The following is a 25,052-nucleotide window of genomic DNA, read 5'->3' on the forward strand; positions in this document are numbered from 1 at the left end:
TGTATGCGCGGCTGGGGATGGCGGGGATATCCACTGCATGCTTTATGCTGATGCGTTTGTGGCAGACTACTACGTGAATTGCAATTTTGTATTCGAATGATTTTCCGGAGGTAAAGTGGCAATTGACGATGCAATCACGTTGAAAAAAATGGAAGTCTTTCTGGCCTTCATGACGCTTAACAATATGGCGCGGGTATCGGAAAGCCTTGGGCAAAGCACGGTGAGCGTACACCGTTCCTTGCATTCGCTTGAAGAGGCGCTGGGCTGTCCGCTTTTCAAGCACGAAGGACGCAACCTGATTCCTCTCCAGACAGCCTATACGTTCGCCGAATACGCGAAGCGGGTAATCAATGAGTGCGAGGAAGGTGTGCGCAAGGTACGTGATGCAGGCGGATTTAATGCCCCCAGGCTCAAGATAGGCACTCTCTATTCCTTAACGTTGAGGTGCATCCCGCAACTGGTGATCGGGCTGAAGTTACGCAAGCCTGAACTCGATATCGACCTGACCATGGGCTCAAATCGGGAGTTGCTGAAAAGCCTGGTGGATGGGCAGCTTGACGCCATTGTCATCGGCCTGCATGGAGACAATGAAAATACCGGACTGATTTCTGTGCCGCTATTTTATGACGATATTTTTTTGGCGGCCCCGACCGGTTCTCCATATGCCGGCAACAAGCACATTGACCTCCAGGATTTTCGCGCAGAAAAATTTGTCACGCTGAGTGACGGCTTTGCAACTACCAAAGACTTTCAGCATTGCTTTGAACTAGCGGGTTTTCTTCCGGATATTGCCATGCGGGTGCAAGACATTTTTTCGTTGATTAACCTGATTAGCGGAGGAATCGGATACAGCCTGCTGCCTGGACGTGTCGGCGAATTCAGTCCTCGCATTGAGTTAATGCCGCTTCAAGAAAAATATGCGTCTCGACAACAGATTACTCTGCTGCTGCCGAAGAACCGGGAACGAGATCCTAACCTGTTGGCGCTGGCTGCAGAATGCCGGATGTATGGCCGGCGCGATTACAGACATGAACCCGTCCGGTAGGAAACCGTTGTTACTATGCATATCGATATTTTCAACTGAAAGCGAACAATAAAGTCTGTCGGGGCAACCTCGATTTTTAAATTGTCAGTCAGAACGGACAACATAGTCTGTCGAGTCCTTTGTAGGCGCGGCATTGCTAGGGTAAGCCGGCGAGGTGACAAGACAGGTGCCTCCCTGCGTTTCACTCCTGGCCGGCAAAAATTCTCTATGCTGGGGGGAGCAGGCAAGCATATCTGGCAAAAAAATCATGGACACGGATCAGAGCATGATCCATGTCCCTTCGTATTTGCGGGCCCGCGTTGAACAGGTCCGTAGTCCGGTTGCGCAGTTGTCAGGCGTGTTTCCCCTGCGGCCCCAAGGCTTGCCTGCCCGCCGCGCTGTCGAGACTGACCGGGCCGGCGCCGAAGTAGGCGATGTTGAGCAAGCCTCCCACCAGCATGATGTTCTTGAGGAAGTGGATCATCTGGTTCTGATCCGCAAAATTGTGGTGGAAGAAAATCGCTGTCGCCAGCGTGAACAAGGCCATCAAGGGGGCAACCAGGCGCGTGCGGTATCCCAGCAGGAGCAGGGCGCCGCCGCCGGCTTCCATCAGCACCGCGATGGCCGCACCCAATCCTGCCAGCGGCAAGCCGACGCTGGCGATGTAGCCGACGGTAGCGCCATAGGAAGTCAGTTTTCCGAGGCCGCTCATGATGAAGGGGGCGCCGATGAGGATACGGCCAATCAAAGGCAGGTATTTGTTAGGTGTGGACACGATGTGCTCCTTGAAGAAAATTAAAAATAAAAAATGGAAAAATCAAGCTGCATCGACAAGAACAACTTCCGCATCGTCGATTGCTGCGACGACGATCTTTGAAACATCCTTGGCCGCGATGCCGTCGCGTGCATCGAGGCGCAATCCGTTGACCGAAACCGCGCCGCGCGCGACCACCAGGTAGCCGTAGCGGGAAGCGCCGATTTCATACCCGATGGACTGGCCGCGTGTGAGCGTCGCGCCAAGCACGCGTGCGTCCGCTTCGATAGCAATCGCGTCCTTGTCGCCGGGCAGGCCGCTCGCCAGCACTACCCAGCGATTGGCCCGTTCGGCCTTGGGAAACGGTTTGGTCGACCAGCGCGGCGCGATGCCGAGGCGGCGCGGACGCAGCCAGATCTGGAAAAGCTTCAGCGGCCCGCTGCCGGGATTGGTTTCCGAGTGGCGGATGCCGCTGCCCGCGGAAAATGCCTGGACATTGCCCGCGGCAATCTGGCCGCGTCCGCCGGTCGTGTCTGTGTGTTCGAGCAGACCCTCCCTGACATAGGTCACGATTTCCATGTCGCGATGGCCATGCATGGGAAATCCTGTGCCGGGCGCGACTTCGTCGTCGTTCAAGACCACCAGGCTCCCCAACGGCTCGTGAGCCGCATTGTCGTACCCGTGCAGCGCGAAATGGTGTTTGGCCTTCAGCCAGGTGAAGTCGCTGCCGGCGAGTGAATCCAGATTTCGAATTTGCAGCATGTTGCTCTCCAAGAATCGCCAAGTAGGTGTGCTCTTATTGCCAAGTGCCGTTGCACCTTGCCTTGCGAGTTGATGAAGCCATCATAGTCCAGCAACAAACCGGGATTAATGGGTTGAAATAGAATGGATATTTGTCGAAAATAGAAAAATAAATGGCATCAACCAATGGGGTGGGTATGACACCGATCAATGACCTGAATAACCTTGTCTTTTTCGCTAAAGTCGTCGATGCCGGCAGCTATTCCGCCGCAGCCGAGGCGCTCGGCATGCAGACCTCCAAGCTGAGCCGGCGCGTCAGCGCGCTGGAAGCGGAGCTGGGGGTGCGCTTGCTCAACCGCACCACGCGCAAGCTTTCCCTGACCGAGATCGGCAAGACTTTTTATGGCCATTGCGTAGCCTTGATCGCGGAAGCGCAGTCGGCAAAAGACGCCGTGCACCAGACGCTATCGTCGCCGCAGGGATTAATACGCATGAGCTGCCCGGTCGGCTTGCTTCAGGGCGGCCTGGCCGACATCCTCGCCAAGTTCCTGGCTGCCGAACCGCAGGTACGCATCGCGCTCGACGCCACCAATCGCCGCGTCGATGTCGTCGACGAAGGAATCGACATCGCCATTCGTGTCAGGGTGCCGCCGCTGGAAGATTCGGAGCTCGCCATGCGCGCCTTCGGCCCATCGAAAATGATCCTGGTCGCCAGCCCCAAGCTGGTGCTCCGGTATGGCATGCCTGCGCAACTGGCGGACCTGGCAAAAATGCCTATCGTCGCCATGGGCTATGCCGGCGACAAGGTCACCTGGCGTTCTCAAGACAAGGATGGCAATTCCGAAGAACTCGTGCATACGCCGCGCCTGCATACCGACGACCTGCTCACGCTACGCGCCGCTGCATTGCAAGGCATAGGCGTCGCCTATATGCCTGCGCTAGCGGTGATGGAAGAAATGGAAACCGGTACGCTGATCAGGCTGCTGCCGCAATTAAGCGCGCGCTCGGGCATCATCCACGCCGTATTTCCGTCACGGCGCGGGATGATTCCAGCTGTCAGGACCTTGCTCGATTTCCTTGCTGCGGAGCTGGCGGAGGATTCCTGGCATCCTTTGGCGCGGGAGGGCAAGGAAACGTAATGTGAATTGATAGTCGCTGCCGTGGGGGCTGGCTCGATCCGCGCAACGGCTCGGATTGGTACCCGATCGAGCGCCTGTTTCACAATGCTTAAACGCTTCTTGAGCGCAGCTCCTTCTTTAGAATGAAAGCTGCCTAGCCGTCCTATCCTGCTGTTCAACCCGACTGATCTCAAATCGGCTACATACAATCCACTGCTGGAAGTCCGACGCGGCGCGCACGAAGTGTGCGACGTGCAGAACTTCGCTGATATCCTGGTCGATCCCGAAGGCGTGCTGGAGCGGCGCAACCACTGGGAAAAGACTTCGCACGCTCTGTTGGTCGGCGCGATCTCGCATGCCCGCTCGAGGTAGCCGTCCTCGCTGGAGGGCTCCTATTGGATTGATGGTGATAGCCAAGCGACGAGGCAGATTCCGGACTATTTCAAGGGAGCAGATCAATCCCTACCTGTCAAAACTGTCAGTTCTTATTTCCCGAAACCGACATATAGTGAATTTGCTAGGTATTTGCTAAATATTTGTTGTCATCCCTCCATTAAAACTAAAGGAAGCAGCCATGACTAAATCAAATAGCAATCACGAGCAAGGATTGAAATTGCATCTTTCCGATGCACAACGCGAAGAATTGGTACGGTTCATTACTGAAAACGGTCACGCAAAACTGGACATTGATCTTTTATTTGAAGGCAATGTTTCGGCTAAAACAATTGCCCCAGTCGCTGTATTGGTAGGCAATGCCATCTAATTCCGTACCGGTTAGTCGAGGCGTGCCGGATGTGCGTATTCGACGAGAAGAATTCGGGTACGTATTAGCATTTGGCACAGGAGAAATCGGTTTTTATAATGACGAAGTCGCCTCTCGCTTGCTGCGCGGCGCGGCGCGGGAAGAGCTTGAACCCTATAGATTGCATTCCATTCCGGTACGTGACGAATTTCACTTGAGCGCCCCGTTGATCGTATGGTTCGAAATCACCCGTTCGTGCAACTTGTCATGCCGGCACTGTTATATTGAAGCTGGGAAGCCCAGGAAAAATGAGTTATCGACGCCTCAGATTTTCAATGCGTTGGATCAGTTAAAAGCAGCAGGTGTCTTTGCATTGGTGCTGGTCGGCGGTGAGCCGATGCAACACCCTGATTTTTTACAAATACTCAATTACGCGCATGCGCTGGGTTTTGTCATCTCGATAGCGACAAATGGCGCCTATATCACCCAAGAATTAATCGATGTTCTGCCGCGAGAAGAATGTGTGGTCAGCGTCAGCATCGACGGCACGGCATTTCACAAGGAAATGCGCATTCGCTCTACCTGGGAAGATTTGCGCGAACGCATACTTTTGCTTCGCAAGAACAATATTCCAACCGCCATCATGTCGACGCAAGCGGATCGCAATGTCGAGGAATTGCACTCGATTTTAGCGTTTGCGCGTGAGAACCTGTGTTTCTTCGGATCGACACCATTTAGTCCAATTGGACGCGGACGATTCTTTGCCGAATACCAGCCAAAACCCGATATCGTCGAGCAAGCCGCCCAGCTTTATATCGCCGACAAGCGTCACGACCAAATCATGAACGATACCGTGGGATTGTGCGTAGCCAAGTTCCTCGACGAATGCCACCGCATCGCGCAAGCGACCGGGCGTGAATTTTGCGGCGTCGCGATGGCATATCTGTTAAGCGATGGCTCGCTTTATCCATGCTCGATTTGCGCCTCGAATGAAAAATTCGGCGCCGGCAACATACGCGATAAATCATTCAAACATATTTGGGAAAACTCGTTCGGCGGAATTCGTCAATTTACCTACGACAAATTCAAGGAATGTCCGAATTGCGAACTGTCCCGCGACCCATACTATTGCACCTCGCGCTGCCCTGTGATGGCAGAAGTGCATACTGGCGATGAATTGGGTTGCGGCGCCACGCCATTTATCAAAGCAAGCTTAAAGAGACGAACGCAGTTATTGCAAACAGAGTTTCCGGAACCAGCTGGCGATTAGCGCCGATAGCATGAGTCGAACGATACCCGTCATTTCCAGCATCGGCACTGGACAGACTGAGTTGTCCGCATACGATGACGCCTTGTGGAAGGCGGGGATTGGCAACTGCAACCTGATCCCGCTCTCCAGCGTCATCCCACCGGCGTGGGCGCCGCAAAGCAATGCCCGACTCGATTTTATTCCTCGCTGGGGCAACCGTTTATATGTAGTGCAAGCAATGTGCACAGCGGGCGACAATGCACGTATTGGGCTTGCCGCCGGCATCGGGTGGGCAATATTCGATCATGGAGGCGGAGTATTCGTGGAACATCACGCGGTTGCGTCCGATGCAGATCATGCGTTACGGGATATCGAACGACAAATTGGGCTTTCAATCGATGATCTTTGCCATCGGCGCGATGCGCTTCCTGTGATTCAGGGACAAATGACCACATCGACCACTGCGCACGTTCCTAGCTGCGCATTGGTGGTCGCCGTGTTCAAGGAAGAGGATTGGTGAGAAATCCGATCATGGATATTCGCAATAAGATCGACACAATAGGCAACGAACCCATTTCCTATGACGAACATGGCGACATCCCGTTCGAGGTGCCATTCCGCCAAATCGAAGCAAAAGATATTAGCCTTTATCTACAACTTGATACCACAGTCGGCAAGAAAACCTGCCGGCAAGCGTGCGCCCATTGCTTCTACATCAACCAACCCGAAGCAGCCAATCGCTCAATTGACTTGCTAGAAGGAAGACGCATCATGGACGACCTTGGCAATCAAGGTTATCGCGTCTTTCCCATGATCTCGGACAGTTTCAGTGCCAACGGTGCATTTTTGCGACTATTCGGTAATACGCATAACCGCGACTTTCATCAAGAGCACGATTGCAAACCGACTAAAACCATGCAGAGGGGCGATATGTGGACCAGTGGCGCCCCGCTGCTGGACGCTAACTGGAAAGATTATTTGTGGACCGGCATCGAAAACGGCTTTGGCAATGTCACCATCACCTTTCATGGCGTCCTGGATGAAAATTTGACGCTCATGCCGGCCCACACTTATCCAATCAAAGGGGTATTTCACGGACAGGATTGCGAACGGGTCATGTCGCGCATCCACGAATTCAACGCCGAACTGGATGCCGCCAGTCAGCAACCGCTAAACATCAATCTTGGCGTAACAATCGGCAAGCATAATCACGGCCGCGAGCACTTGATCCGATATGTGAAATATTTTTCAAAGTGGCGCATTTCAGTATTGCGCTTTAATACATTCCACGATCATGGATGGCGATTGCCGCATCTGCCGCTAACGAGAGATGAAATTGTGCAGTGGTATCGAGATTTGAAGTGGGTACATGAGAATCTGCCTCTCGATTTCCAACTTGGCGTCGACGAGGATTTCGGCAGCAATGGCATTGGCGTGATGGATTTTCCTCCGCATGTCGGCTGGTGCCGCGCCGGACGGCAGCTATTCGCCATCGTTCCCGACACGCCGGAGGAAATTGGCGTGAGCGAATTCAATCGCAAAGAAAAGATCGGATCGATAGCGGCATGCGTCGATGCATTCAAACCAATCGTCGGCAAGTTGGTGCGCGAAACGCCATTGCGATTTGGCGCACCCCGCTATCATCTGGAGTTTTTTTATGACGTCATTGACGAACTGACCTGCAAACGACTGAATGGAAGCTACCGCGATGGCTGTTTTGCGGCGGAAATGCTCCAGGAACAAAAGGACAAGCTGTAAATGGTGCTATTCGCCAGGGCCAGTTAATATTTGAAAAAAAGTGTTTGCATCTGATCACGGACATCATTTCAATTTTCTTAGAGCCAGTTCGATTCGCGGCAACTTCTTCCCAAAGCAAAGCTTTGTCTCCAAGTTCAGCAGCAAGATTGCGCAGGCCGATCTTGTGCTTGACGACATTCCGAGGAACACCACGCATGGGGTTACTCCTTGGCGCTTAGGCGCTGGTTTAATAAAGATTCGCACCTCTATCAAACCGGGTAACCCCACCGTTTGGCAAGCAGTGACCGAGCATGTACCGGATCTCCTTGGTCATCTCTGACTTCGCCGAGAGCTTGCCCAAGGATCTGTGCCACCAGGCATACAGTGGTTGCTCAGAACAAAGATGCTAACTGCCCCTTAGCATCCACGCTGGTTCGCAAGCCATATTCCTTCTCACCCGCACCTCCTAAAGATGCTAGGTACTGCTGACAACGCTCCCGAATCGCCTATCCGCGCTTGCAAGTTATTGACCGTAGTAGTTTCTTACGCTACGGGCATAACTGCCGTCGGCCTTAGCCTGCCGCAGTTCTTGAATCACTTCGGCACGCGTCTTGTTTGACGCTACTAGTACGGAAGGATATTTTTCCCCTTCCGTCGCAACAAAGCTGCCATCAGCTTCGGCCTGAGTCAGTTCAGAGATGACCTCTGCACGCGCTTTGGTCGACGCGAATTTGGGGAAGTCGTCCGTATTGCTCGTCGCATCAGCAAAAGCAGAACCAGCGGCAACCAATGCAATAACAGTGGCAATCATATGTTTCACGTTCATTTTCATTCTCCAGATTAAGTTGAGGGTAACGCCGTGGCAAAAGTCCGGACACAATGTCCGTCCGCCTGGAAGCGCCGTCGATGAAGGGTGTTGCCAAGGTTGTTCGCTCATCGACGAAACAAAGTTTATCGATCATGACGACACAGAAAAATAGGGATGTGCGTAATGCACAATTCGCGATTCGTGGACAATGGATTGCCTTGAGGTTCGACGTCAATTGGGCGTCAATACATATGTGTACGAAAATCTGCGTAGAACTAATTACACAAAAAAAATTTCAGTCGCGCGCCCGCGCCGCGGGATACCACGCTGACAGCGTGCCGGCGAAATGGAAGCATCGGGCTGAGTATGAGTATGAGTACGATGCAGAAACCGCTGAACCGGCAATCGGTGGCGCGGGGCATGTACAAGACTGCGACGCAATTAATTTACTTCAGATTGCTGCGGAAAAACTCGGTCAACTTGTCGCTCTTGTAAAAGTTATCGGCACCATTTGACATGTCAGCTCCTATTGATGAGAGAGAGGTAATAAGCAATCTTAGGGCAAGCAAAATTCTTTTCATTTGATATCCTTTTCTGTTGAGCAATTGGTCGCAGGCATCCTTGACTTTCGGACGCTTAGCCAGCCAGCGTGGCGTTGTCGATCACGAAGCGATACTTGACATCACCCTTAAGCATGCGCTCGTAGGATTCGTTGATCTGGTCGGCGCGAACCATCTCAATGTCGGCTACGATGCCGTGCTGTGCGCAGAAATCCAGCATCTCCTGTGTCTCAGGAATGCCACCGATCATCGAGCCTGCGAGGGAGCGACGCTTCATGATCAAATTGAATACGTTAGGCGACGGATGCGGGGTCGCGGGGGCACCTACCAAGGTCATCGTGCCGTCGCGCTTGAGCAGTACGAGGAACGCATCAAGATCGTGCGGGGCTGCGACCGTGTTCAGGATGAAGTCAAAGCTCTTAGCGTGCGCGACCATTTCCTCTGCATTACGCGATACCACGACTTCATCGGCCCCCAACTCCTTTGCCGCTTCGCGTTTGGACTCGGAGGTAGTGAATGCCACGACATGAGCGCCCATCGCATGGGCCAGCTTGATGCCCATGTGACCAAGGCCACCGATGCCAACAACACCAACTTTCTTGCCCGGTCCAGCATTCCAATGACGCAGTGGCGAATAAGTTGTGATGCCCGCGCATAGCAGGGGAGCGACAGAAGCCAATTGCTCCACTGGATGACGGATTCGCAGCACATAGCGCTCGTGCACAGTAATTGTTTGCGAGTAACCACCCAGCGTCCAACCAGGTTCATCAGGTGTTGGGAAGTTGTAGGTTCCTACCATTCCGTCGCAGTAATTTTCCATGCCAACGTCGCAGTCATCGCAGTGCTTGCAGCTATCAACGATGCAGCCGATCCCGACCAGATCACCAACACTGAAACTCGACACATGTGCGCCTAGCGCCGATATCCGACCGACGATTTCATGGCCAGGGACACAGGGAAATTGCGTGCCTGCCCACTCCCCGCGGACTTGATGCAAGTCCGAGTGGCAAATACCGCAGAAGGCGATGTCGATCTGAATGTCGTGCGCTCCAGTCTCGCGACGATTTATTTGCAGTGGTTCAAGGGGTTGATCACCCGCGTGAGCACCATAGGCTTGTACAAGCATGTGAAACCTCCTTTGTACGTTACGTTGAATATGCATTTTCCGGCTTCACTCGATGATTTGGTAGAGCATTCCACTGCATTTCTTGCCCAATCCTATGAGTGTTTATGGTTTTTGTAGAAAAATTGGGGGGGGGCGGGTAGAGTTCTGTACGAAGCCTAGGAGTAAACATGGCACTCAGACATAACACTGCAACTCTGGACGGATCGCCGCAGGAGGCGCTAGCACGAACTATCTGCGGACGGACCACAGGAACAGGCGACTTTGAAACCCCAATAGCCGGCCTCAGCTTCTTTCGACGAGAGGGCCTTGCGCCTCCTGCAGTGTGTGTGGTCGAACCGAGCATTGTCCTCGTCGCGCAGGGCGCAAAACAATTGTGGGTTGGTGGCGAGGCTTATCGGTATGACACCTCACGGTTTCTCGTCACGTCGCTTGACCTGCCGGCCAATTCGGAGGTGATGGCGGCGAGCCCGGAACGCCCCTGTGTTGGTCTAACGCTGAAACTCGAGCCGATTTCTACCCATTGGCGATCAAGGTGCTTGGCCGCATCTCGCAAATCGTCGTCAAATTTCACCGGCACTGTCCCTGGTCATAGAGGCGTTGCGACATCGCTCCTAAGCGCGGATTCAGGACGCATTCAGGCTACCAGGAGTCATTAGACAGCCACTTTCGTGGGCTTGTAGCAATCAGTCCTGCGGCATATCGAAAACGTTTTTCTGGAAATTTGTGAGTGGTACATCAGCGGTGATTGGCGCTTTTCGTCATGCGAAACGCCCAAGCTAGCAACTATTAAAGCTTTGATCTCGACGAAAGGAGCTTACGAAACTGTAAGCCTCTTTCGATGATTCATTAGCTCATCTTATATCCCTAATAAGCATTAATCAGCTAATCAGCCTAGGCGCGATGCGAGATCATATTTCACATGAAAAAGTCGATATCACTCGCGTTCCCTCCGGCTGCAGCGAAGCGCCATAACCTTGTCTTTTCCTGCCGATTCGGTCTGACAATTTGCGGCCACACTGTTTCGATGCCGCCCTTTTAAATAAAGTTTTATCAATTGCTCCGCGCGGAGTGTCGGCACGCAGGCGACAAGGCGATATGGAACCGTGGTGCCTCAAGGGGCGGCGTAACATTTCAATACGGAGAGGCCGGTCCGACACATCCAGCTGACCGCTCCAGATCTGCACAATCGCTTGGGATCTCAGCGTAATCGACGCGATAGTAATTTTCGATATGTCTCTTGGTAACCAACAGCAGGCAAATCTCAAACAAGTGGCTTGAGAACAATGAAACTTCAAATTAACGACAAGGCCTATGAGGTTCAGGCAGATGCCGATACTCCTCTTTTGTGGGTAATCCGCGATGAACTCGGCCTGACGGGCACTAAATATGGCTGTGGCTTGGCACAGTGCGGAGCCTGCTCTGTCATGGTGGATGGCGCAGTGGTGCGCTCCTGCGTCACGCCCATCGAAGGGATGGCCGGACGCAAGATCACTACAATTGAGGCGATCACGGAAGATGACGTCGGTAAGAAGGTAGTCGATGCCTGGGTCAAGCATCAGGTCCCCCAGTGTGGCTATTGCCAGTCCGGCCAGGTCATGGCAGCGACAGCGCTACTTAAGCAAGTCAAGCAGCCCACAAACGAACAGATTGCGGCCGCTATGGTGAACCTTTGCCGCTGCGGAACATATAACGCAATCAGCGCCGCAGTTCATGACTTGGCAGGCATCGCCGTGGCCCACTCTAGTGCCGTGGCAAGTCAAACTGTAAAGCCTACGGAGCATACGCTGAACAAGACGGTCGCAGCCGCTACTGTGGCTGTCGCTGGTATTGGTACCGTGGCCGCTATCCACTGGAAAAAATCGCAGAAGTCGAAAGCCGAGGGAGATGAATCGTGACGAGGATCATCGACAAATCTAACGATACCGATAACTTTCCGACCGGCGAGCCGACCAATATTTCGAGACGCCGCTTTTTACTGGCTTCGACCGGCGCTGCAGCGGGGGCGCTCGTGCTTGGATTTGGTCTCCCGTTGGGCGCGGCACGAGCACAGGCGATGAATGCGAATACTCCAGGAACGCGGGTTCCTGCCTTCCTCGAAATTCGCCCAGATAACAGCATTCGTCTGCAAAGCCCCTTCATGGAAGGCGGACAAGGTATCTTTACTGCAATGGCGCAGATCGTTGGTGAAGAACTTGATGCCGACCCGGCAAGCTTCACGGTGCAAAACGCCCCAGCCGGTGCCGAGTACAAGGTCATGGATAGCGGTATGCGCATCACCGGCGGTAGCCAATCCGTACGCACGAGTTATTCTACGATGCGACGTCTCGGTGCTTTAGCGCGACAAATGTTGCTACAGGCTGCATCGAACCAGCTCAGTGTGCCAATCAATACCCTTATTACAGAGCCCGGCCGTGTTGTTCATGTGGCGTCCGGTCGCTCGCTGACCTATGGACAGCTCGCGCCTGAGGCATTGGATCTGGCAGTGCCAGCGGTAGATAGCGTGAAGCTCAAAGATCCATCCCAGTTCCGCTGGATCGGCAAGCCGCTTCCCCGCCTGGACGTCTACGAGAAATCCACCGGTAAGGCAATGTACGCCATTGATAGTAAGGTAGAAGGAATGCTGCAGGCGGCCGTACAACATCCGCCCAGGTTAGGACTGTCGGTGGGGAATATCCGTAACGAAGAACAAGTTAAAAAGATGAAGGGGGTGCACTCGATTCATCGCTTACCGGGAGCCATCGCGGTAGTCGCCGAGCGTTGGTGGGACGCCAAGCGCGCCGCTGAGGCTATCCAAGTCGATTGGCAAGATTTTGGCCCCGACTCCAATCCACGCTACATCCCTGCGGATTTCTCGACCGTGGCCTTCGCTGAGCAGCTGGCCAGGGGGCAAAGCGCCATCGAAGATGCAGAAGTCTCGGGTAATGTAGCCGATGTTTTATCGAAATCGAAAACGGTTGTCAGTGCGACCTATCACAGCCAGTATCTCAAGCACGCTCAGTTGGAGCCGCCTTCGGCGCTTGCCAGGTTTAACTCCGATGGCTCACTTGAACTCTGGATCCCTAACCAGGCGCCAGAACTGTTTCAGGCCTCCATTGCGAAGCTGACCGGCTTGTCCGCTGAGAAGATCATTATTCATTCTCCGCTACTGGGTGGCTTCTTCGGGCGTCATTTTCTGTACGAAACGGCGGTTGTGTATCCGCAAGCGATCCAGTTGGCCAAGGAGCTAGGCCGTCCGGTCAAGGTTATCTGGAGCCGAGAGGAAGAGTTCTTGCGCGACACGCTGCGTCCGATGGCCGCAGTCCGGTTCCGCGCTGGGCTCGACGATAAGGGCTTGCCTATCGCGTTCGAAGCAGTAAGTGCAACAGAAGGTCCCACCGAATCAATCAGCAACAAACGCGGCGAAAAACTTGACCCCACGGCACTTGAAGGGCTGACCAACAAAGCCTATGCAATTGCGGACCGCCGCATCGCCCAGCGTTTCGTCAAGAGCCCGCTTGCGCTCGGCTATTGGCGTTCGGTCGGTAATTCCATGAACGACTTCTTCTACGAAGCCTTCCTTGATGAAGTGGCGGATAAGGGAGAGCAAGATCCGTTCGAATTACGGATGCGGCTGCTTGCCGGAAATCAGCGGCTGGCCAACTTGCTGCATGCGGTCGCTGACTTATCAGGCGGCTGGAAACGTGGACCGTTCACCGCGGCGGACGGTACGCGGCGTGCACGCGGCGTGGCGATGGCAAATGCGTTTGGTACCGAAACCGCTGCCATCGCTGAAGTATCGATCGAAAATGGTCTGGTCAGGGTGTACGATATCTGGGAGGCCATTGATCCCGGGAGCATCGTCAATCCTGCTATCGTCGAGGCACAAGTTAACGGCGCCGTTGCGCTCGGGCTGTCGCAAGTGTTGGTCGAAGAGGCCGTCTACCAGAACGGTATGCCGACTGCACGTAACTATGACATGTACCAGATTTTGCCACCTAGCCGCATGGCACGGGTGCACGTCAAGATCATTGAGAGCGGCGCGAAGATGGGTGGTATCGGCGAGCCCCCGCTACCAGCTGTCCCGCCTGCCGTGGCAAATGCCGTGTCGCATCTGACAGGCCAACGTATCCGTAGCATGCCGCTTTCTCACTACAAATTTGATACCTAACCAAGCCGCTACTAAAAGGGATACTAACAACAAATGACGATATTTCGGTCCAAGAGAATCCTTGCCGTTCTGCTACCCTGTTTGATCGCAGCGGCCGGCGTGGCATTCTTCGTCAAACGAACTCCTCCGTCGTCCTTCGATAGTCCCATCACCGGTGAGGTGCCGTCGGCTGAGTTGATCCGTCGTGGTGAATATGTCGCAGGGCTCAGTGACTGCGTGGCATGTCACAGCACACCCAACAGCAAGCCCTTTGCCGGCGGCCTCGAGATGGCAACCCCGTTGGGCTCGATCTTCGCCACCAACATCACACCTGACAAGGAAACAGGTATCGGCAACTATAGCCTGGCCGACTTCGATCGAGCACTGCGTCGCGGTGTAGCGCCCGACGGCCATCGACTCTATCCGGCGATGCCTTATCCATCTTATGCCAAGCTCAATGATGAAGACGTGCGAGCGCTGTATGCCTATTTCTTGCACGAGGTTCGTCCCGTCAGGCAGGCAAACAAGCAGAGCGAGATGATTCCGTGGCCGTTGAATATGCGCTGGCCGCTGGCTCTGTGGAATGCCGCGTTCACGAGCTCAAAGCCATATCAGACGCAGCAATCTCAGGATGCTCTATGGAATCGGGGTGCTTATATCGTCCAGGGAGCCGGCCACTGTGGCAGTTGTCACACTCCGCGCGGGCTGGCGATGAATGAAAAAGGACTCGATGGCGGCAACCCTCTCTATCTTTCCGGCGCGCTGTTGGATGGGTGGTATGCGCCCAGTCTGCGTGGGGACGCGAATACAGGCATAGGCCGCTGGAATGAGGAAGATGTGGTGCAGTTCCTCAAGACTGGTCGCAACAAGCATGCCGTCGTCTTTGGCTCAATGGCCGAAGCCTTTAACAACTCGACGCAGTTCATGACGGACGACGATTTGAAGGCGGTTGGCCACTATCTGAAGTCTCTACCTGGGGATCCCAATCCAAATAGAGAGCCATGGCAATACGACGCTAGCACAAATGCGGCCTTGGCACTCGCCCAGCGATTGAAAGTACCCGGTGCGCAAACCTTCATGGCCAAGTGCAGCGCGTGCCACGGCGCCGATGGTCGAGGACAAGGGCAATGGATACCGCCGCTGGCAGGATCAGCATCTTCGATGTCCAAAGAAAATGCGTCATCGATAAATGTGACATTGAACGGCTCGGCACGCGTCGTGGCAAATGGAGTTCCTGACGCCTATCGCATGCCTCCGTTTCGGAACCAGCTTTCCGACGCCGAAATCGCTGAGGCGCTCAGCTTTATCCGCACTTCTTGGGGTAACCAGGGCGGAACAGTGAAAGTCGAAGACGTGAAAAGACTTCGCGATCGGACTAATCCGGCTAGCAGCAACGCTATCATCCTTCAGATGCGTTAAGAGGCGAAAAATTGTAGATCAGGGTCGGCATACCTAGTGGATTGCCGACCTTTTTATTGCAAGATGACGATTTGAATAGTACGAGGTGCTTGGGAAGCCCTGCAAAAATGCGTCTGCACGTAAAGAGGCTTCGATTTGATAAGGAGCGCGAAAAAACGAGATAACTAAGAGAGCAGATCAGGAGACTTCATCGCCGCAACCGAAAACTCTCGTGGCAGAGGAGGAGCGTCGTTTTTCACAGCCAAAATCTCCGCCATCACGCTTACAGCGATCTCCGATGGTGTCTTGCTGCCAATGAAAATACCGATTGGCCCTCTTAAGTGCGCCAGCGACTCTTCGCTCTCATTGAAATGAGCGATCATCCGGGATTTTCTATTCGCGCTATTGCGTCGGGACCCTATGGCACCTACATAAAACGCGCCGCTATGCAGCGCCTCTAACAGAGCGAGATCATCTAGCTTGGGATCATGAGAGAGAGCCACCACGCATGTACGTTGATCTGGCTCAAATGCGATGACTGCGTCATCAGGCATTTCGGTCACAATGCGAACCCCTTCGAGAGACCAGGAGCCAAGACGCTCGGCTCGTGGATCGCATATGGTTACTGCGAATCCGTTGAACAGGGCCATTGTCGCGAGATATTCCGATAGCATCCCAGCGCCGATGATCAACATGCGATAATCAGGACCAAGCGTATGCCGCAGTATTTTCCCGTCGAATGAAAGTTCAGCCGGCGTGTTAGTGATTTCGAGGGTTTCAGCGCCGTCTACACAAACCACTGTGCGGCAGATAAGCTTTCCTCCTTCGATCGTTCTGACCAGATTCTCCAAGCCGTCGCTATTTGGATCGAATTCCAGCAGAAGTTCCAACGTTCCTCCACAAGGCAATCCAAATTTATAGGCGTCGTCTGAATTAATGCCGTAGCGCACTACTTGGGGTGATGTCGACATACCCCATTCCCGAGGTCGTGCCGTCAAATATTTGAAGAGAAGGTCGTCTTCTATACATCCACCAGAGACTGAACCGATCAAGCGTCCATCATCCCTGATCGCTAATTGAGATCCTGCCGGCCTCGGTGACGAGCCCCACGTTCTGACAACGGTTGCGAGCATGGCTCCATGGCCATTGCTGCGCCAATCTCGTAGCGCTCGCATTACTTTTAAGTCGGTATGTTCCATCATTGGCAATATTCTTCAGTACGTCGATGCCGCAATCGCGACCGTCCGTCTATAGGAAGACAACAGATCCACGTTCTGATCTGCAACTGCGAATAGTGCCATCACAACATGGCAAAGATTGATTAGCTTGGCTAATAGAGGAGGTAAGGCTATGCCATCTAATCTTATTTGCATTCATCGACCAGAATAGAGACCAGCCAATCACTCGTAGCGAATTTGGTCGGCAGCCTTCCATTGTTGGCTTCCAGCGAGTCTTCTGGAAAGGTCGTGATTGACAGCCAAGTTCCGTAGCTCGCAAATGGATAACTTCAACCAGATTCTTTGCAGTCTTTTCTGTCGTGACTGTTTGCTCACCCAATAACAACCTAGGTGACGCTCACATACACCAATCATTTATTATCTAGAGAGAATTAAAAATGTACATTACGAAAAAAATTGCAGCCACTGTCGTGTTTGCGTGTACTGCCATTGTTACTGTTTCTGCCTTTGCCGAACCGTCGACAGATACGTCCGTTTCTTCAGGTAAGACGCGAGCCGAAGTGATTGCAGAGATGGAACAGGCGGGCGGCAACCTGGGACGCAAGAACTATGAAGCAACTTTCAATCCTTCGCCGGTCCGAGCCTCGACGAAGACGCGCGCCGAGGTCAAAGCTGAACTTAGCGAAAATCGCGGCGATGTAGCACGCAATAACTATCTGAATACAACTTCACGCTGAGTTCACAGGATGTCGATTTAATGAGGCCGTCCACCACTGTTTGACGGCCTCATTCAGCTCCTTCAGTTTGACCTAGACTCATTGCATGAAAGAGCGTTTTACTGCCTGAGCTGCCGGCACAGCGAGTCCCCAACCGCAATAAAAAGCAATTTGTGCCAATGACTCTCCGATTTCTTCCTGCGTTATACCGTGGTGGATGCGCGTGACGGTCGATTATCTTCTCAAGCAGTTCTCTGAACTAGAGGAACTGAACATCCCGCTTCCATCGTTGCGAAAATATACTGTCTGATCGCCCGCAGTGGTTCATCTACGTGAGGGGATTACTCCCGTTCTATCAAGGCTTTCTGAGGCAGAGCGGGTTTCAATATGCTGAGATCTCCCTGTATGCGGCCGAGTTTGATGAGGCCTTTCGAATAGCCAAATCCCTTGTGGAAAATCGCCAGGTTTCCCCACGGCGCATAGTAGGCTATGTCCCCCGCAGCAGGAGTGAACCCTTCAGGCGCGTCTGTCGTTACCAGGCTTTTAGATATCTGGGCGATCTTCTCAGTGCGGTTGTAGTCGGTCAGCTCCAGCGTCAACGGAAGCATAGCCGCAAACTCAGTTGCCGTTGCATTGGCGAGCAGATCAGCGGAGAGAATTTTGTCGTTGACTGTGATACGAATCCGCATGGTTGTCTGCTTTATGTTCCCAAATTTGTTGGTTGCCTCTGTCGATGAATCCGCGGCTTTACCGATGGACAAGACACTTATCGCCGCCAAAAAAATGACTACGAAAAACGGAAGAATTCTGTTTCTCATAACCGTTCTTCGCTCGTTCCCAATGTTCATGGATCAGTCACTTTATATCGCTCAAGGATTTCAGGCCATTTTTTCAGCAATTATTGAACTGGAATAGTAGCAACTGCCTAATTGCTCCTATTAGCGGGACTAATAAAACCGCCTGAATCCATTCGAAGAATATGTCACTTCGCTTCGTGATCGGCAATTCAACGCCTGCTGCCCTCATAGCGCAGGGCATTGACTACCAGCGAGAATGCCGGTGAAGGTTGGCGCCGGCTGGGATAGTACAGGTGATAGCCTGCAAATTTGGGGCACCAGTCTTCCAATACCTTCACCAATCGACCGGATTCGATATGCAACATAAGTTCATCCTCGGGTAACAAGACTACGCCTAGGCCAGCCAATGCCGCATCAATTTGCGGTGGTGCCGTGTTGAAGATGAGGGAGCCATTCACGCGCACGTTAAGCTTTTCGCCTTTCCGCTCGAAATCCCAGACATAAAGCCCGCCAGAAGTCGGCATGCGCTGGTTGATGCAATTATGTTCAGTCAATTCATGCGGATTTTGGGGTGTCGGATGAGTAGAGAAATACTCAGGGGAAGCCGCCACTGTCATATGTAATGGTGGCCCAATCGGAACAGCGATCATGTCCTTATCGATCGTTTTTCCCCAGCGGACCCCAGCATCAAAACGTTCAGCGACAATATCGCGGAAGGCATAGCTCATATCAAACTCGATCTTGATATCCGGATACTCGCGCAGTAGCGGGCCTAATTTTGGCAATAAAGTATTTTGGATGACGCTATCGCCGGAGGTGATGCGAACGGTTCCGCCTGGTTTGTCGCGTAGCGCCGTCAAGGCCTCCAGCTCCGCTTCGATTTCGTCAAAACGGTTGCCGATGGACTGGATCAATCGCTCTCCAGCAGTAGTTAGGGAAATACTGCGCGTAGTACGCGTTAACAGCCGGATCCGCAAACGCTCTTCCAGCCCTCGAATTGCCTGGCTCAGCGCCGATTGCGTTACACCCAACGTCGCCGCCGCGCGCGTGAAGCTGCCTTCCCTGGCTAAGGTAACAAATCCCAAGAGGTCATTGAGGTTACGTTTCATCATGCTGTATTCCCGGGGCTGATTAATTAGTCGTGCTAATAGGGTAGTTAAGAATTCATTACCTAGTCAAGCCCGCTCGCATTTGCGACACTTGCTGCAAGTTGAAAAGGCACACCGCGATGCTGCATGAACATGCCCAAGCGGTGTGCCGACCACTATCCAATCAATACCCTATATCCACACTATGTCTACATTAACCCCAGACGTCCTGAGCAGGGATGTGTCTCGTACTATGGAAAGCGCGCAAAAATCGCATGAGTCACGGGAATTTCGTGATTCCCGCGCCCATTGGAGCGGTATCTTCGCCATGACGCTATGCGCATTTGCCCTCGTCGCGTCTGAATTCATGCCGGTCAGCTTGCTGACCCCCATTGCCGCGGATCTGAAGATCAGTGAGGGGCTAGCTGGCCAGGCTATCTCGGTTTCGGGTGCCTTTGCTGTCATCACGAGCCTGAGCATCTCTGCCTTTGCTGGCAACATGAGTCGCAAGACGTTGCTGCTCTGGCTAACTGGGCTCATGTTTTTGTCTAGTCCCATCATTGCCTTGGCGCCGAATTACCTAATTTACATGGCTGGCCGTATTCTGATCGGTGTCGCCATCGGCGGCTTCTGGTCGATGTCTGCTGCTGCGGCAATACGCTTGGTGCCGCTTTCAAAGGTGGCCAAGGCGCTTGCCATTCTCAACGGGGGGAACGCATTGGCGACAGTCATCGCGGCGCCATTGGGAAGCTATCTCGGCGCGATTATTGGCTGGCGTGGCGCCTTTTTCTGCTTGGCGCCAGTGGCGCTTCTCGCTTTTGTCTGGCAATGGATAAGTTTGCCGACCATGAAGGTCGAACAAAGTGCGAGCGGCGATAGGAATGTTCTCAAACTATTAAAAAATCCACTCATTGCATTTGGGATGGCTGGTGCCAGTTTCTTTTTCATGGGGCAATTTGCGTTGTTCACCTATCTCCGCCCATTCTTGGAGACTGTGACGCAAGTCGACGTTAAGACGCTGTCCATCATTCTCTTGGCGATGGGGGTTGCCGGCTTCATTGGCACGATGCTAATCGGAAGACTTCTCAATCGAGGGCTTTACCGAACATTGATCGTTATACCTCTACTCATGGCTACTATCGCCATCACCCTTGTTGTATCGGGACACCAAGTTCTTCCGGTGAGCCTGCTATTGGGGGCGTGGGGATTGATCGCGACGGCAGCACCAGTGGGCTGGTGGTCTTGGGTTGCGAAGATGATGCCGCATAACGCGGAGGCAGGAGGCGGTCTGATGGTGGCGCTGATTCAGTTGGCGATCGGGTTGGGTTCTACGGTTGGGGGCTTGCTATTCGACATGAGCGGCTATCAAAGTCTCTTCATTGTCAGTGCGGTGTTTTTGGTCGTTGCTGCTCTGTTGGTTGGTTACACGGCACGCACCCATCGTGTCCAGCATGATTCATGCTGAATTTCAAAAGCCGCACCAAAGCTCTTAGGGTTCAAATCAGCGTATCAATATTTACTCGAAGGAAGTTCAATGAAAAGATTTATTTCCATGCTGGGAATGTTTCTCAGCTCGTTTTCACTTATGGCGGCAGACATGACCAATGGTGCAGATAATTTCTACAAAAGCGACAAAGTGACTCTTCAAAAGGTCAGTTTTAACAATCAGTACAAAATGAAAGTGGTGGGCAACTTATTTGTGCCAAAGAATCTTGATCGGAGCTCGTCTTATCCAGCGATCATTGTCGGTCATCCAATGGGCGCCGTGAAAGAACAGAGCTCGAATCTGTATGCGCAGAAATTGGCTGAGCAAGGCTTTGTAACCTTGGCAATCGATCAGTCGTTCTGGGGAGAAAGCGAAGGGCAGCCGCGTAATGCTGTTGCTCCGGATATCTATGCCGAAGCTTTTAGCGCTGCAGTAGACTATTTAGGTACCCAGTCATTCGTGAACCGGGAGCGCATCGGTGTGCTTGGCATCTGCGGTAGCGGAAGTTTCGTTATTAGTGCTGCCAAGATTGATCCACGTATGAAGGCCATAGCGACTGTCAGTATGTACGACATGGGTGCGGCGAACCGTAACGCGTTGAATCACTCGCTGACTCTCGATCAACGCAAGCAGATCATTGTTGAAGCCACAGAACAACGCTACGTAGAGTTCACAGGTGGTGCAACGAAGTACACGAGTGGTACCGATCACAAGTTGGATGAAAGCACTCATCCCATTCAGCGTGAATTTTATGACTTTTATCGTACTTCCAGAGGCGATTTCACTCCTGCAGGCTCGTCGCCGCAGCTGACAACGCATCCAACTTTGACTAGCAATGTCAAGTTCATGAATTTCTATCCGTTCAACGATATCGAGACGATTTCTCCGCGTCCCATGCTGTTCATCACGGGCGATCAGGCTCACTCAAAGGAATTTAGCGAAGAGGCATATCGACTCGCCGGACAGCCGAAGGAGCTATACTGGGTCAAGGGCGCCGGGCACGTGGATCTCTACGATCGCACTGACCTAATTCCTTTCGAAAAACTGACTTCGTTCTTCCGTACCAATCTGAAGTAAGTAACCGCTTTGACGTTTGATTAACGGCGATGGATGGCTGCGCAAGCCATCCATCCTTACTTCGGCATCAAGAATATATTTGTCGACATCCGCCGCAGTAGTTAGCATCTTTGTTCTGAAGGACCAGGCGCTATTCCGACCTATTAAAGTCGAAAACAGGACCATAGCATCCATGCGGATTCCAGACCATGCGAATCGAGTTACATATTGTCCAGAGTCGAAAACACATCAGCGCAAGCTCGGGGACTCGGCGTTCGTTCAACAAATAAAGTCGAAAACTAACCGTTTCGATACGTCGGGACGCAGTCACAACCTTGGCCCAGCCCGAGGGGTTCATATATGGACGCCTTCAATTTGCAAGTAGTAACCCGATTTGGCTGCGGAAGTGTTCGTTTGCTTGCTGAGTTGGCCCGCCCGCCAACCGAGCCGAAAAAAAATCATCGTACAGCGGCGAGCCGAGTGAATTCCGCGAAAATTCGAAAGGCCGAGTGCCGGGACCAAAGAAGCCATGGATTTGGGTGCATCAGGTGGCGCCCCACGTCAATATGGTAATGACGCCACGCTTACCGATGAATTAAATTCAAATAAAACTGGCACACTCGCTCATCCAAATAAAAGGGGGGCATTTCAACGGCTGCCTCTGGCCTGGTCGAATGCAGACATGTCCCAAGTGCCAGATGAGTTCATTCACGTGCTGTCCTGGCCGGACCGGTTGATGCGCGTTCTATTAATTCGGGCGTTGCTGTGATACGCATTGCAGCCGATTGGCCGGGCTTGCTGATCAGGTCCAGCAGCAGCGTGATGGCCATCTCGGCTGCGCTGACTGTCGGCACGGCCACCGTCGTCAGGGCCGGACGGGAAAGGCGCGCCCATTGAATGTCGGTGATGCCGATAATCGAAATATCCTGAGGCACCTTCAATCCCAGATCGGCCGCGGCGTTCAAAGCGCCAAGCGCCGGCAGATCATTGCTGGCAAAAATGGCGGTCAGCTGCGGATGCGCCTCGAGCAAGGCTTTCGCGCTTTCATAGCCGGCCTCTACCGAGTCTTCGATGTAGCGCGTGCGGTTCTGAGGATGTTTTTGTCCGACTGCGGCGCAGGCGGACAGATATCCTTTGTAGCGTTCGGCGTGTATGCCGTTGACCTTGCTGCCAACCAGCGCACCAATATGCCGGTGGCCCAGGGCGATGAGATGGCGTCCTGCGATCGCGCCTGCTTCAAAAAAATCAACGGCGATGCAGGGCAGTTCAGGTGGCGCATCCAATTTTTCCCACATGCAGAGTACCACCGGAGCGCCACGCTGCTCAGTTCTCTTCAGGTCGTCGATGGACAGGTTGGCGTTCATTACCAGCACGCCTTCGGACAAGGTGCCTGCGATCTGGTCGAGATAGGCGCGCCCCGTTGCCGGGTCGTCATTGGTGTTGCAGACAATCAGAAATCGTCCGTTGGCATGCGCTGCGCGTTCAGCGGCCAGTGCAAATTCGGGATAGAAAGGATTGGCAATGCTGGATACCATCAGGGCCAGTGTTGGCGCACATCCTTCTGCCAGCGCGCGAGCGGTGAGATGCGGACGATATCCTAACTGTTCGACTGCCGCGAGAACGCGCAAGCGGGTCTGCTCGCCGACCTTGCCGCGTTTGCGCAGGACGTTGGAAACTGTCGCGGACGTCACGCCGGCCAAGTGGGCTACTTCAGAAAGGGTGGGCATGGAGTGGAGGAAAATTTGAGCTCTCGTATTCAACCGCCTATCACCGATATTGTCAACGTGGCATATCGCACGGACTGAACCGCCAAGCCGATGGCAGCGCTCGGGGGCTGGAAAATGTTGTTGCAAACGCAGCGTTGAACTGTGCCGCAATTTCGATTGCACAGAAAAAAGAAGGTTGGTATTATCAAACGAAACGATCGGCACCAACGGCGTCATTCTCAGAATAACAACGTGGAGACAATATCAATGAAGTTCAAAAAAAGCAGCAGCATTTTTTTTGCAGCAGCAGGTTAAGCGCTTAACCTATTAACCTTTTCCCCCATTCAAACCAGGCGGCATGTCACTCCATCAGCTGGTTCCAACTGATTGAACGGCTGGGATCGCGGGGTCGACTGAAGCTGCTTGTTTGGGCAATTTCATAGTCTAGTTTTGTCAACTTCCGCAAGGAAAGGGACCTATGGCCAGCATTTCTTTGCGTTCGCTGCAAAAATCCTATGGCAGCACCGCTTCCATCATTCGCAATGTCGACCTCGAGATCGGCGAGCATGAATTCTGTGTATTTCTGGGCCCGTCCGGCTGCGGCAAATCCACCTTGCTGCGCATTATTGCGGGCCTCGAAGATCCAAGCGACGGCGAGCTGCTGATCGACGGCCAGCCAATGAACGATGTGCCTTCGGCGCAGCGCTCGGTCGCCATGGTGTTTCAGAGTTATGCGCTGTTTCCGCACATGACGGTATTCGAAAACATGAGTTTCGGTTTGACCCTGGCCAAATTGCCCAAGGCCGAAATCGAACAGAAGGTGAGGGAGGCCGCGCGTGTCTTGCAGCTTGAAGAACTGCTGCAGCGAAAACCCAAGGAATTGTCTGGCGGCCAGCGTCAACGGGTGGCGATCGGCCGCGCCATCGTCCGCCGGCCGGGCGTGTTCCTGTTCGACGAGCCGCTGTCCAACCTCGATGCTACCTTGCGCAGCCAGACTCGCATCGAGATCGCGCGCTTGCATCGGCAATTCGAGCGCGCCAGCGTGATTTATGTGACGCATGACCAGGTCGAAGCGATGACGCTAGCCGACCGTATCGTTCTGCTGCATGCCGGCGCCGATACCGCGGCTTTCGGCAGCGTTGCACAAGTGGGTACGCCGATGGAGCTGTATCACCATCCGAAGAATCGTTTTGTCGCCGGCTTTATCGGCTCGCCGCGGATGAACTTCATACCGGCGGTGGTGACCCGTATCGATCCCGGCGAGGTGACTGTGCGGCTGTCCGATACAGGCGAAACAGTGCAGGTGCATGCGTTCGATCAGTCGTTGCAGCAAGGACAAGCGGTGACGCTGGGCATTCGCCCCGAACATCTCGACAGCAGCGACACGGCATCTGCCGGTTTGACCCGGGAAGTGATCCTGGTCGAGCGCCTGGGGGAGCAGACCTACGTCCATCTGGAACAGCCAGGCGGCCAGCCGCTGGTCGCCAAGGCGCCGGGAAACACCCCGATACAGCGCGGCGAGCGCTTGCGTTTCGGCATACCCGCCGCCTGCGCTTATTTGTTCGATGCCAGCGGCGTCGCCTTTGCCAAGCCTGCCACTGTGGCAATGGCTGCCTGATAGGCATCGCAACAACGATACAAC

Annotated in this window: 25 protein-coding genes and 2 pseudogenes; 18 read left to right on the forward strand and 9 right to left on the reverse strand. The window is 53.5% G+C overall.

Features of this window, described 5'->3' with window-relative positions; all coding sequences use genetic code 11:
- Positions 1 to 115: 115 nt before the first annotated feature.
- Positions 116 to 1,045, forward strand: coding sequence for a LysR family transcriptional regulator (locus BM062_RS14260; RefSeq protein ID WP_092397907.1), 930 nt, complete (start codon positions 116 to 118; stop codon positions 1,043 to 1,045).
- 331 nt (positions 1,046 to 1,376) lie between these two features.
- Here the strand turns inward: BM062_RS14260 and BM062_RS14265 are convergent, their stop codons facing one another.
- Both BM062_RS14265 and BM062_RS14270 read right to left on the reverse strand, forming a co-directional pair.
- Positions 1,377 to 1,799 (reverse strand): DoxX family protein, encoded by a 423-nt coding sequence (locus BM062_RS14265; protein ID WP_092397909.1) that lies wholly within the window; start codon positions 1,797 to 1,799, stop codon positions 1,377 to 1,379.
- Positions 1,800 to 1,841: 42 nt separating this feature from the next.
- Positions 1,842 to 2,540, reverse strand: coding sequence for a pirin family protein (locus BM062_RS14270; RefSeq protein WP_092397911.1), 699 nt, complete (start codon positions 2,538 to 2,540; stop codon positions 1,842 to 1,844).
- Between the two features lie 152 nt (positions 2,541 to 2,692).
- Between BM062_RS14270 and BM062_RS14275 the strand changes: the two genes are divergently transcribed.
- The 7 genes and pseudogenes from BM062_RS14275 (at position 2,693) to BM062_RS25090 (ending at position 7,705) form a co-directional block, all read left to right on the forward strand.
- The gene (locus BM062_RS14275) at positions 2,693 to 3,658 is read left to right on the forward strand and encodes a LysR substrate-binding domain-containing protein (protein WP_371326588.1); all 966 of its coding nucleotides are present in this window, start codon (positions 2,693 to 2,695) and stop codon (positions 3,656 to 3,658) included.
- A gap of 147 nt (positions 3,659 to 3,805) precedes the next feature.
- Positions 3,806 to 3,994: pseudogene (locus BM062_RS14280) on the forward strand (type IV secretory system conjugative DNA transfer family protein); the annotation flags it as partial.
- Between the two features lie 217 nt (positions 3,995 to 4,211).
- A complete protein-coding gene (locus BM062_RS25085) occupies positions 4,212 to 4,400 on the forward strand; it encodes a hypothetical protein (RefSeq protein ID WP_139220056.1) in 189 nt (62 codons plus the stop codon).
- A complete protein-coding gene (locus tag BM062_RS14285; RefSeq protein ID WP_092397915.1) occupies positions 4,390 to 5,649 on the forward strand; it encodes a radical SAM/SPASM domain-containing protein in 1,260 nt (419 codons plus the stop codon). Before BM062_RS25085 ends, BM062_RS14285 begins: the two co-directional genes overlap by 11 nt.
- A gap of 10 nt (positions 5,650 to 5,659) precedes the next feature.
- Positions 5,660 to 6,148, forward strand: a complete 489-nt coding sequence (locus tag BM062_RS14290; RefSeq protein ID WP_092397917.1) for a pyruvoyl-dependent arginine decarboxylase — start codon at positions 5,660 to 5,662, stop codon at positions 6,146 to 6,148.
- Between the two features lie 11 nt (positions 6,149 to 6,159).
- Positions 6,160 to 7,386, forward strand: a complete 1,227-nt coding sequence (locus tag BM062_RS14295) for a radical SAM protein (RefSeq protein WP_092397919.1) — start codon at positions 6,160 to 6,162, stop codon at positions 7,384 to 7,386.
- A 40-nt stretch (positions 7,387 to 7,426) separates the two neighbouring features.
- The gene (locus BM062_RS25090; protein WP_139220057.1) at positions 7,427 to 7,705 is read left to right on the forward strand and encodes a hypothetical protein; all 279 of its coding nucleotides are present in this window, start codon (positions 7,427 to 7,429) and stop codon (positions 7,703 to 7,705) included.
- Positions 7,706 to 7,888: 183 nt separating this feature from the next.
- Here the strand turns inward: BM062_RS25090 and BM062_RS14300 are convergent, their stop codons facing one another.
- The gene (locus BM062_RS14300) at positions 7,889 to 8,191 is read right to left on the reverse strand and encodes a DUF4148 domain-containing protein (protein ID WP_175501007.1); all 303 of its coding nucleotides are present in this window, start codon (positions 8,189 to 8,191) and stop codon (positions 7,889 to 7,891) included.
- A 53-nt stretch (positions 8,192 to 8,244) separates the two neighbouring features.
- Between BM062_RS14300 and BM062_RS25595 the strand changes: the two genes are divergently transcribed.
- Positions 8,245 to 8,688 carry a hypothetical protein gene (locus tag BM062_RS25595; RefSeq protein ID WP_175501008.1) on the forward strand — a complete coding sequence of 148 codons (444 nt, stop codon included), beginning with the start codon at positions 8,245 to 8,247 and terminating at the stop codon, positions 8,686 to 8,688.
- Between the two features lie 121 nt (positions 8,689 to 8,809).
- Here BM062_RS25595 and BM062_RS14305 read toward each other — a convergent pair whose 3' ends face one another.
- Positions 8,810 to 9,859: an NAD(P)-dependent alcohol dehydrogenase gene (locus tag BM062_RS14305; RefSeq protein WP_092397923.1), complete on the reverse strand. Its 1,050-nt coding sequence runs from the start codon at positions 9,857 to 9,859 to the stop codon at positions 8,810 to 8,812.
- Positions 9,860 to 10,026: 167 nt separating this feature from the next.
- Here BM062_RS14305 and BM062_RS14310 point away from each other — a divergent pair, with 167 nt between their 5' ends.
- From BM062_RS14310 to BM062_RS14325, 4 genes and pseudogenes are all read left to right on the forward strand, one after another.
- Entirely contained in the window at positions 10,027 to 10,515 is a 489-nt protein-coding gene (locus BM062_RS14310; protein ID WP_092397925.1) for an AraC family transcriptional regulator, read from the forward strand.
- Between the two features lie 627 nt (positions 10,516 to 11,142).
- Positions 11,143 to 11,580: pseudogene (locus tag BM062_RS14315) on the forward strand ((2Fe-2S)-binding protein); the annotation flags it as partial.
- Positions 11,581 to 11,750: 170 nt separating this feature from the next.
- Positions 11,751 to 14,006, forward strand: a complete 2,256-nt coding sequence (locus BM062_RS14320) for a xanthine dehydrogenase family protein molybdopterin-binding subunit (protein WP_092397929.1) — start codon at positions 11,751 to 11,753, stop codon at positions 14,004 to 14,006.
- Between the two features lie 33 nt (positions 14,007 to 14,039).
- The gene (locus tag BM062_RS14325) at positions 14,040 to 15,404 is read left to right on the forward strand and encodes a c-type cytochrome (protein ID WP_092397931.1); all 1,365 of its coding nucleotides are present in this window, start codon (positions 14,040 to 14,042) and stop codon (positions 15,402 to 15,404) included.
- A gap of 164 nt (positions 15,405 to 15,568) precedes the next feature.
- Here BM062_RS14325 and BM062_RS14330 read toward each other — a convergent pair whose 3' ends face one another.
- Entirely contained in the window at positions 15,569 to 16,582 is a 1,014-nt protein-coding gene (locus BM062_RS14330) for an XdhC family protein (protein ID WP_092398015.1), read from the reverse strand.
- 416 nt (positions 16,583 to 16,998) lie between these two features.
- On the opposite strand from BM062_RS14330, the gene BM062_RS14335 reads away from it, so the two are divergent.
- A complete protein-coding gene (locus BM062_RS14335) occupies positions 16,999 to 17,298 on the forward strand; it encodes a DUF4148 domain-containing protein (RefSeq protein WP_092397933.1) in 300 nt (99 codons plus the stop codon).
- 78 nt (positions 17,299 to 17,376) lie between these two features.
- Here the strand turns inward: BM062_RS14335 and BM062_RS26135 are convergent, their stop codons facing one another.
- Both BM062_RS26135 and BM062_RS14340 read right to left on the reverse strand, forming a co-directional pair.
- Complete coding sequence (locus BM062_RS26135; protein ID WP_139220060.1) at positions 17,377 to 17,496, reverse strand: carboxymuconolactone decarboxylase family protein; 120 nt, start codon at positions 17,494 to 17,496, stop codon at positions 17,377 to 17,379.
- A 122-nt stretch (positions 17,497 to 17,618) separates the two neighbouring features.
- Positions 17,619 to 17,966 (reverse strand): cyclophilin-like fold protein, encoded by a 348-nt coding sequence (locus BM062_RS14340; protein ID WP_092397935.1) that lies wholly within the window; start codon positions 17,964 to 17,966, stop codon positions 17,619 to 17,621.
- Between BM062_RS14340 and BM062_RS14345 the strand changes: the two genes are divergently transcribed.
- A complete protein-coding gene (locus BM062_RS14345; protein ID WP_092397937.1) occupies positions 17,965 to 18,192 on the forward strand; it encodes a hypothetical protein in 228 nt (75 codons plus the stop codon). The genes BM062_RS14340 and BM062_RS14345 overlap by 2 nt on opposite strands.
- 91 nt (positions 18,193 to 18,283) lie before the next feature.
- Here the strand turns inward: BM062_RS14345 and BM062_RS14350 are convergent, their stop codons facing one another.
- Positions 18,284 to 19,186: a LysR family transcriptional regulator gene (locus BM062_RS14350; RefSeq protein WP_092397939.1), complete on the reverse strand. Its 903-nt coding sequence runs from the start codon at positions 19,184 to 19,186 to the stop codon at positions 18,284 to 18,286.
- Positions 19,187 to 19,415: 229 nt separating this feature from the next.
- Between BM062_RS14350 and BM062_RS14355 the strand changes: the two genes are divergently transcribed.
- On the forward strand, positions 19,416 to 20,627 hold the full coding sequence (locus BM062_RS14355) for an MFS transporter (protein ID WP_092397941.1): 1,212 nt from the start codon (positions 19,416 to 19,418) through the stop codon (positions 20,625 to 20,627).
- A gap of 69 nt (positions 20,628 to 20,696) precedes the next feature.
- Positions 20,697 to 21,725: an alpha/beta hydrolase gene (locus BM062_RS14360; RefSeq protein WP_092397943.1), complete on the forward strand. Its 1,029-nt coding sequence runs from the start codon at positions 20,697 to 20,699 to the stop codon at positions 21,723 to 21,725.
- A 683-nt stretch (positions 21,726 to 22,408) separates the two neighbouring features.
- Here BM062_RS14360 and BM062_RS14365 read toward each other — a convergent pair.
- Complete coding sequence (locus BM062_RS14365; protein ID WP_092397945.1) at positions 22,409 to 23,431, reverse strand: LacI family DNA-binding transcriptional regulator; 1,023 nt, start codon at positions 23,429 to 23,431, stop codon at positions 22,409 to 22,411.
- A gap of 457 nt (positions 23,432 to 23,888) precedes the next feature.
- Between BM062_RS14365 and BM062_RS14370 the strand changes: the two genes are divergently transcribed.
- Positions 23,889 to 25,028, forward strand: a complete 1,140-nt coding sequence (locus BM062_RS14370) for an ABC transporter ATP-binding protein (RefSeq protein ID WP_092397947.1) — start codon at positions 23,889 to 23,891, stop codon at positions 25,026 to 25,028.
- The last annotated feature ends 24 nt before the right edge of the window (positions 25,029 to 25,052 follow it).

The organism is Collimonas sp. OK412 (assembly GCF_900112135.1).
Lineage (GTDB): Bacteria > Pseudomonadota > Gammaproteobacteria > Burkholderiales > Burkholderiaceae_D > Collimonas > Collimonas rhizosphaerae.

What these genes read in the sequence shown, in the direction of transcription:
- BM062_RS14270 (WP_092397911.1), bottom strand. Translation starts at nt 2,540, where the DNA reads ATGCTGCAAATTCGAAATCTGGATTCACTCGCCGGCAGCGACTTCACC.
- BM062_RS14275 (WP_371326588.1), top strand. Translation starts at nt 2,693, where the DNA reads ATGGCATCAACCAATGGGGTGGGTATGACACCGATCAATGACCTGAAT.
- BM062_RS25085 (WP_139220056.1), top strand. Translation starts at nt 4,212, where the DNA reads ATGACTAAATCAAATAGCAATCACGAGCAAGGATTGAAATTGCATCTT.
- BM062_RS14285 (WP_092397915.1), top strand. Translation starts at nt 4,390, where the DNA reads ATGCCATCTAATTCCGTACCGGTTAGTCGAGGCGTGCCGGATGTGCGT.
- BM062_RS14290 (WP_092397917.1), top strand. Translation starts at nt 5,660, where the DNA reads ATGAGTCGAACGATACCCGTCATTTCCAGCATCGGCACTGGACAGACT.
- BM062_RS14295 (WP_092397919.1), top strand. Translation starts at nt 6,160, where the DNA reads ATGGATATTCGCAATAAGATCGACACAATAGGCAACGAACCCATTTCC.
- BM062_RS14300 (WP_175501007.1), bottom strand. Translation starts at nt 8,191, where the DNA reads ATGAACGTGAAACATATGATTGCCACTGTTATTGCATTGGTTGCCGCT.
- BM062_RS25595 (WP_175501008.1), top strand. Translation starts at nt 8,245, where the DNA reads ATGTCCGTCCGCCTGGAAGCGCCGTCGATGAAGGGTGTTGCCAAGGTT.
- BM062_RS14305 (WP_092397923.1), bottom strand. Translation starts at nt 9,859, where the DNA reads ATGCTTGTACAAGCCTATGGTGCTCACGCGGGTGATCAACCCCTTGAA.
- BM062_RS14310 (WP_092397925.1), top strand. Translation starts at nt 10,027, where the DNA reads ATGGCACTCAGACATAACACTGCAACTCTGGACGGATCGCCGCAGGAG.
- BM062_RS14325 (WP_092397931.1), top strand. Translation starts at nt 14,040, where the DNA reads ATGACGATATTTCGGTCCAAGAGAATCCTTGCCGTTCTGCTACCCTGT.
- BM062_RS14330 (WP_092398015.1), bottom strand. Translation starts at nt 16,582, where the DNA reads ATGGAACATACCGACTTAAAAGTAATGCGAGCGCTACGAGATTGGCGC.
- BM062_RS14335 (WP_092397933.1), top strand. Translation starts at nt 16,999, where the DNA reads ATGTACATTACGAAAAAAATTGCAGCCACTGTCGTGTTTGCGTGTACT.
- BM062_RS14345 (WP_092397937.1), top strand. Translation starts at nt 17,965, where the DNA reads ATGGTTGTCTGCTTTATGTTCCCAAATTTGTTGGTTGCCTCTGTCGAT.
- BM062_RS14340 (WP_092397935.1), bottom strand. Translation starts at nt 17,966, where the DNA reads ATGCGGATTCGTATCACAGTCAACGACAAAATTCTCTCCGCTGATCTG.
- BM062_RS14350 (WP_092397939.1), bottom strand. Translation starts at nt 19,186, where the DNA reads ATGATGAAACGTAACCTCAATGACCTCTTGGGATTTGTTACCTTAGCC.
- BM062_RS14355 (WP_092397941.1), top strand. Translation starts at nt 19,416, where the DNA reads ATGGAAAGCGCGCAAAAATCGCATGAGTCACGGGAATTTCGTGATTCC.
- BM062_RS14360 (WP_092397943.1), top strand. Translation starts at nt 20,697, where the DNA reads ATGAAAAGATTTATTTCCATGCTGGGAATGTTTCTCAGCTCGTTTTCA.
- BM062_RS14365 (WP_092397945.1), bottom strand. Translation starts at nt 23,431, where the DNA reads ATGCCCACCCTTTCTGAAGTAGCCCACTTGGCCGGCGTGACGTCCGCG.
- BM062_RS14370 (WP_092397947.1), top strand. Translation starts at nt 23,889, where the DNA reads ATGGCCAGCATTTCTTTGCGTTCGCTGCAAAAATCCTATGGCAGCACC.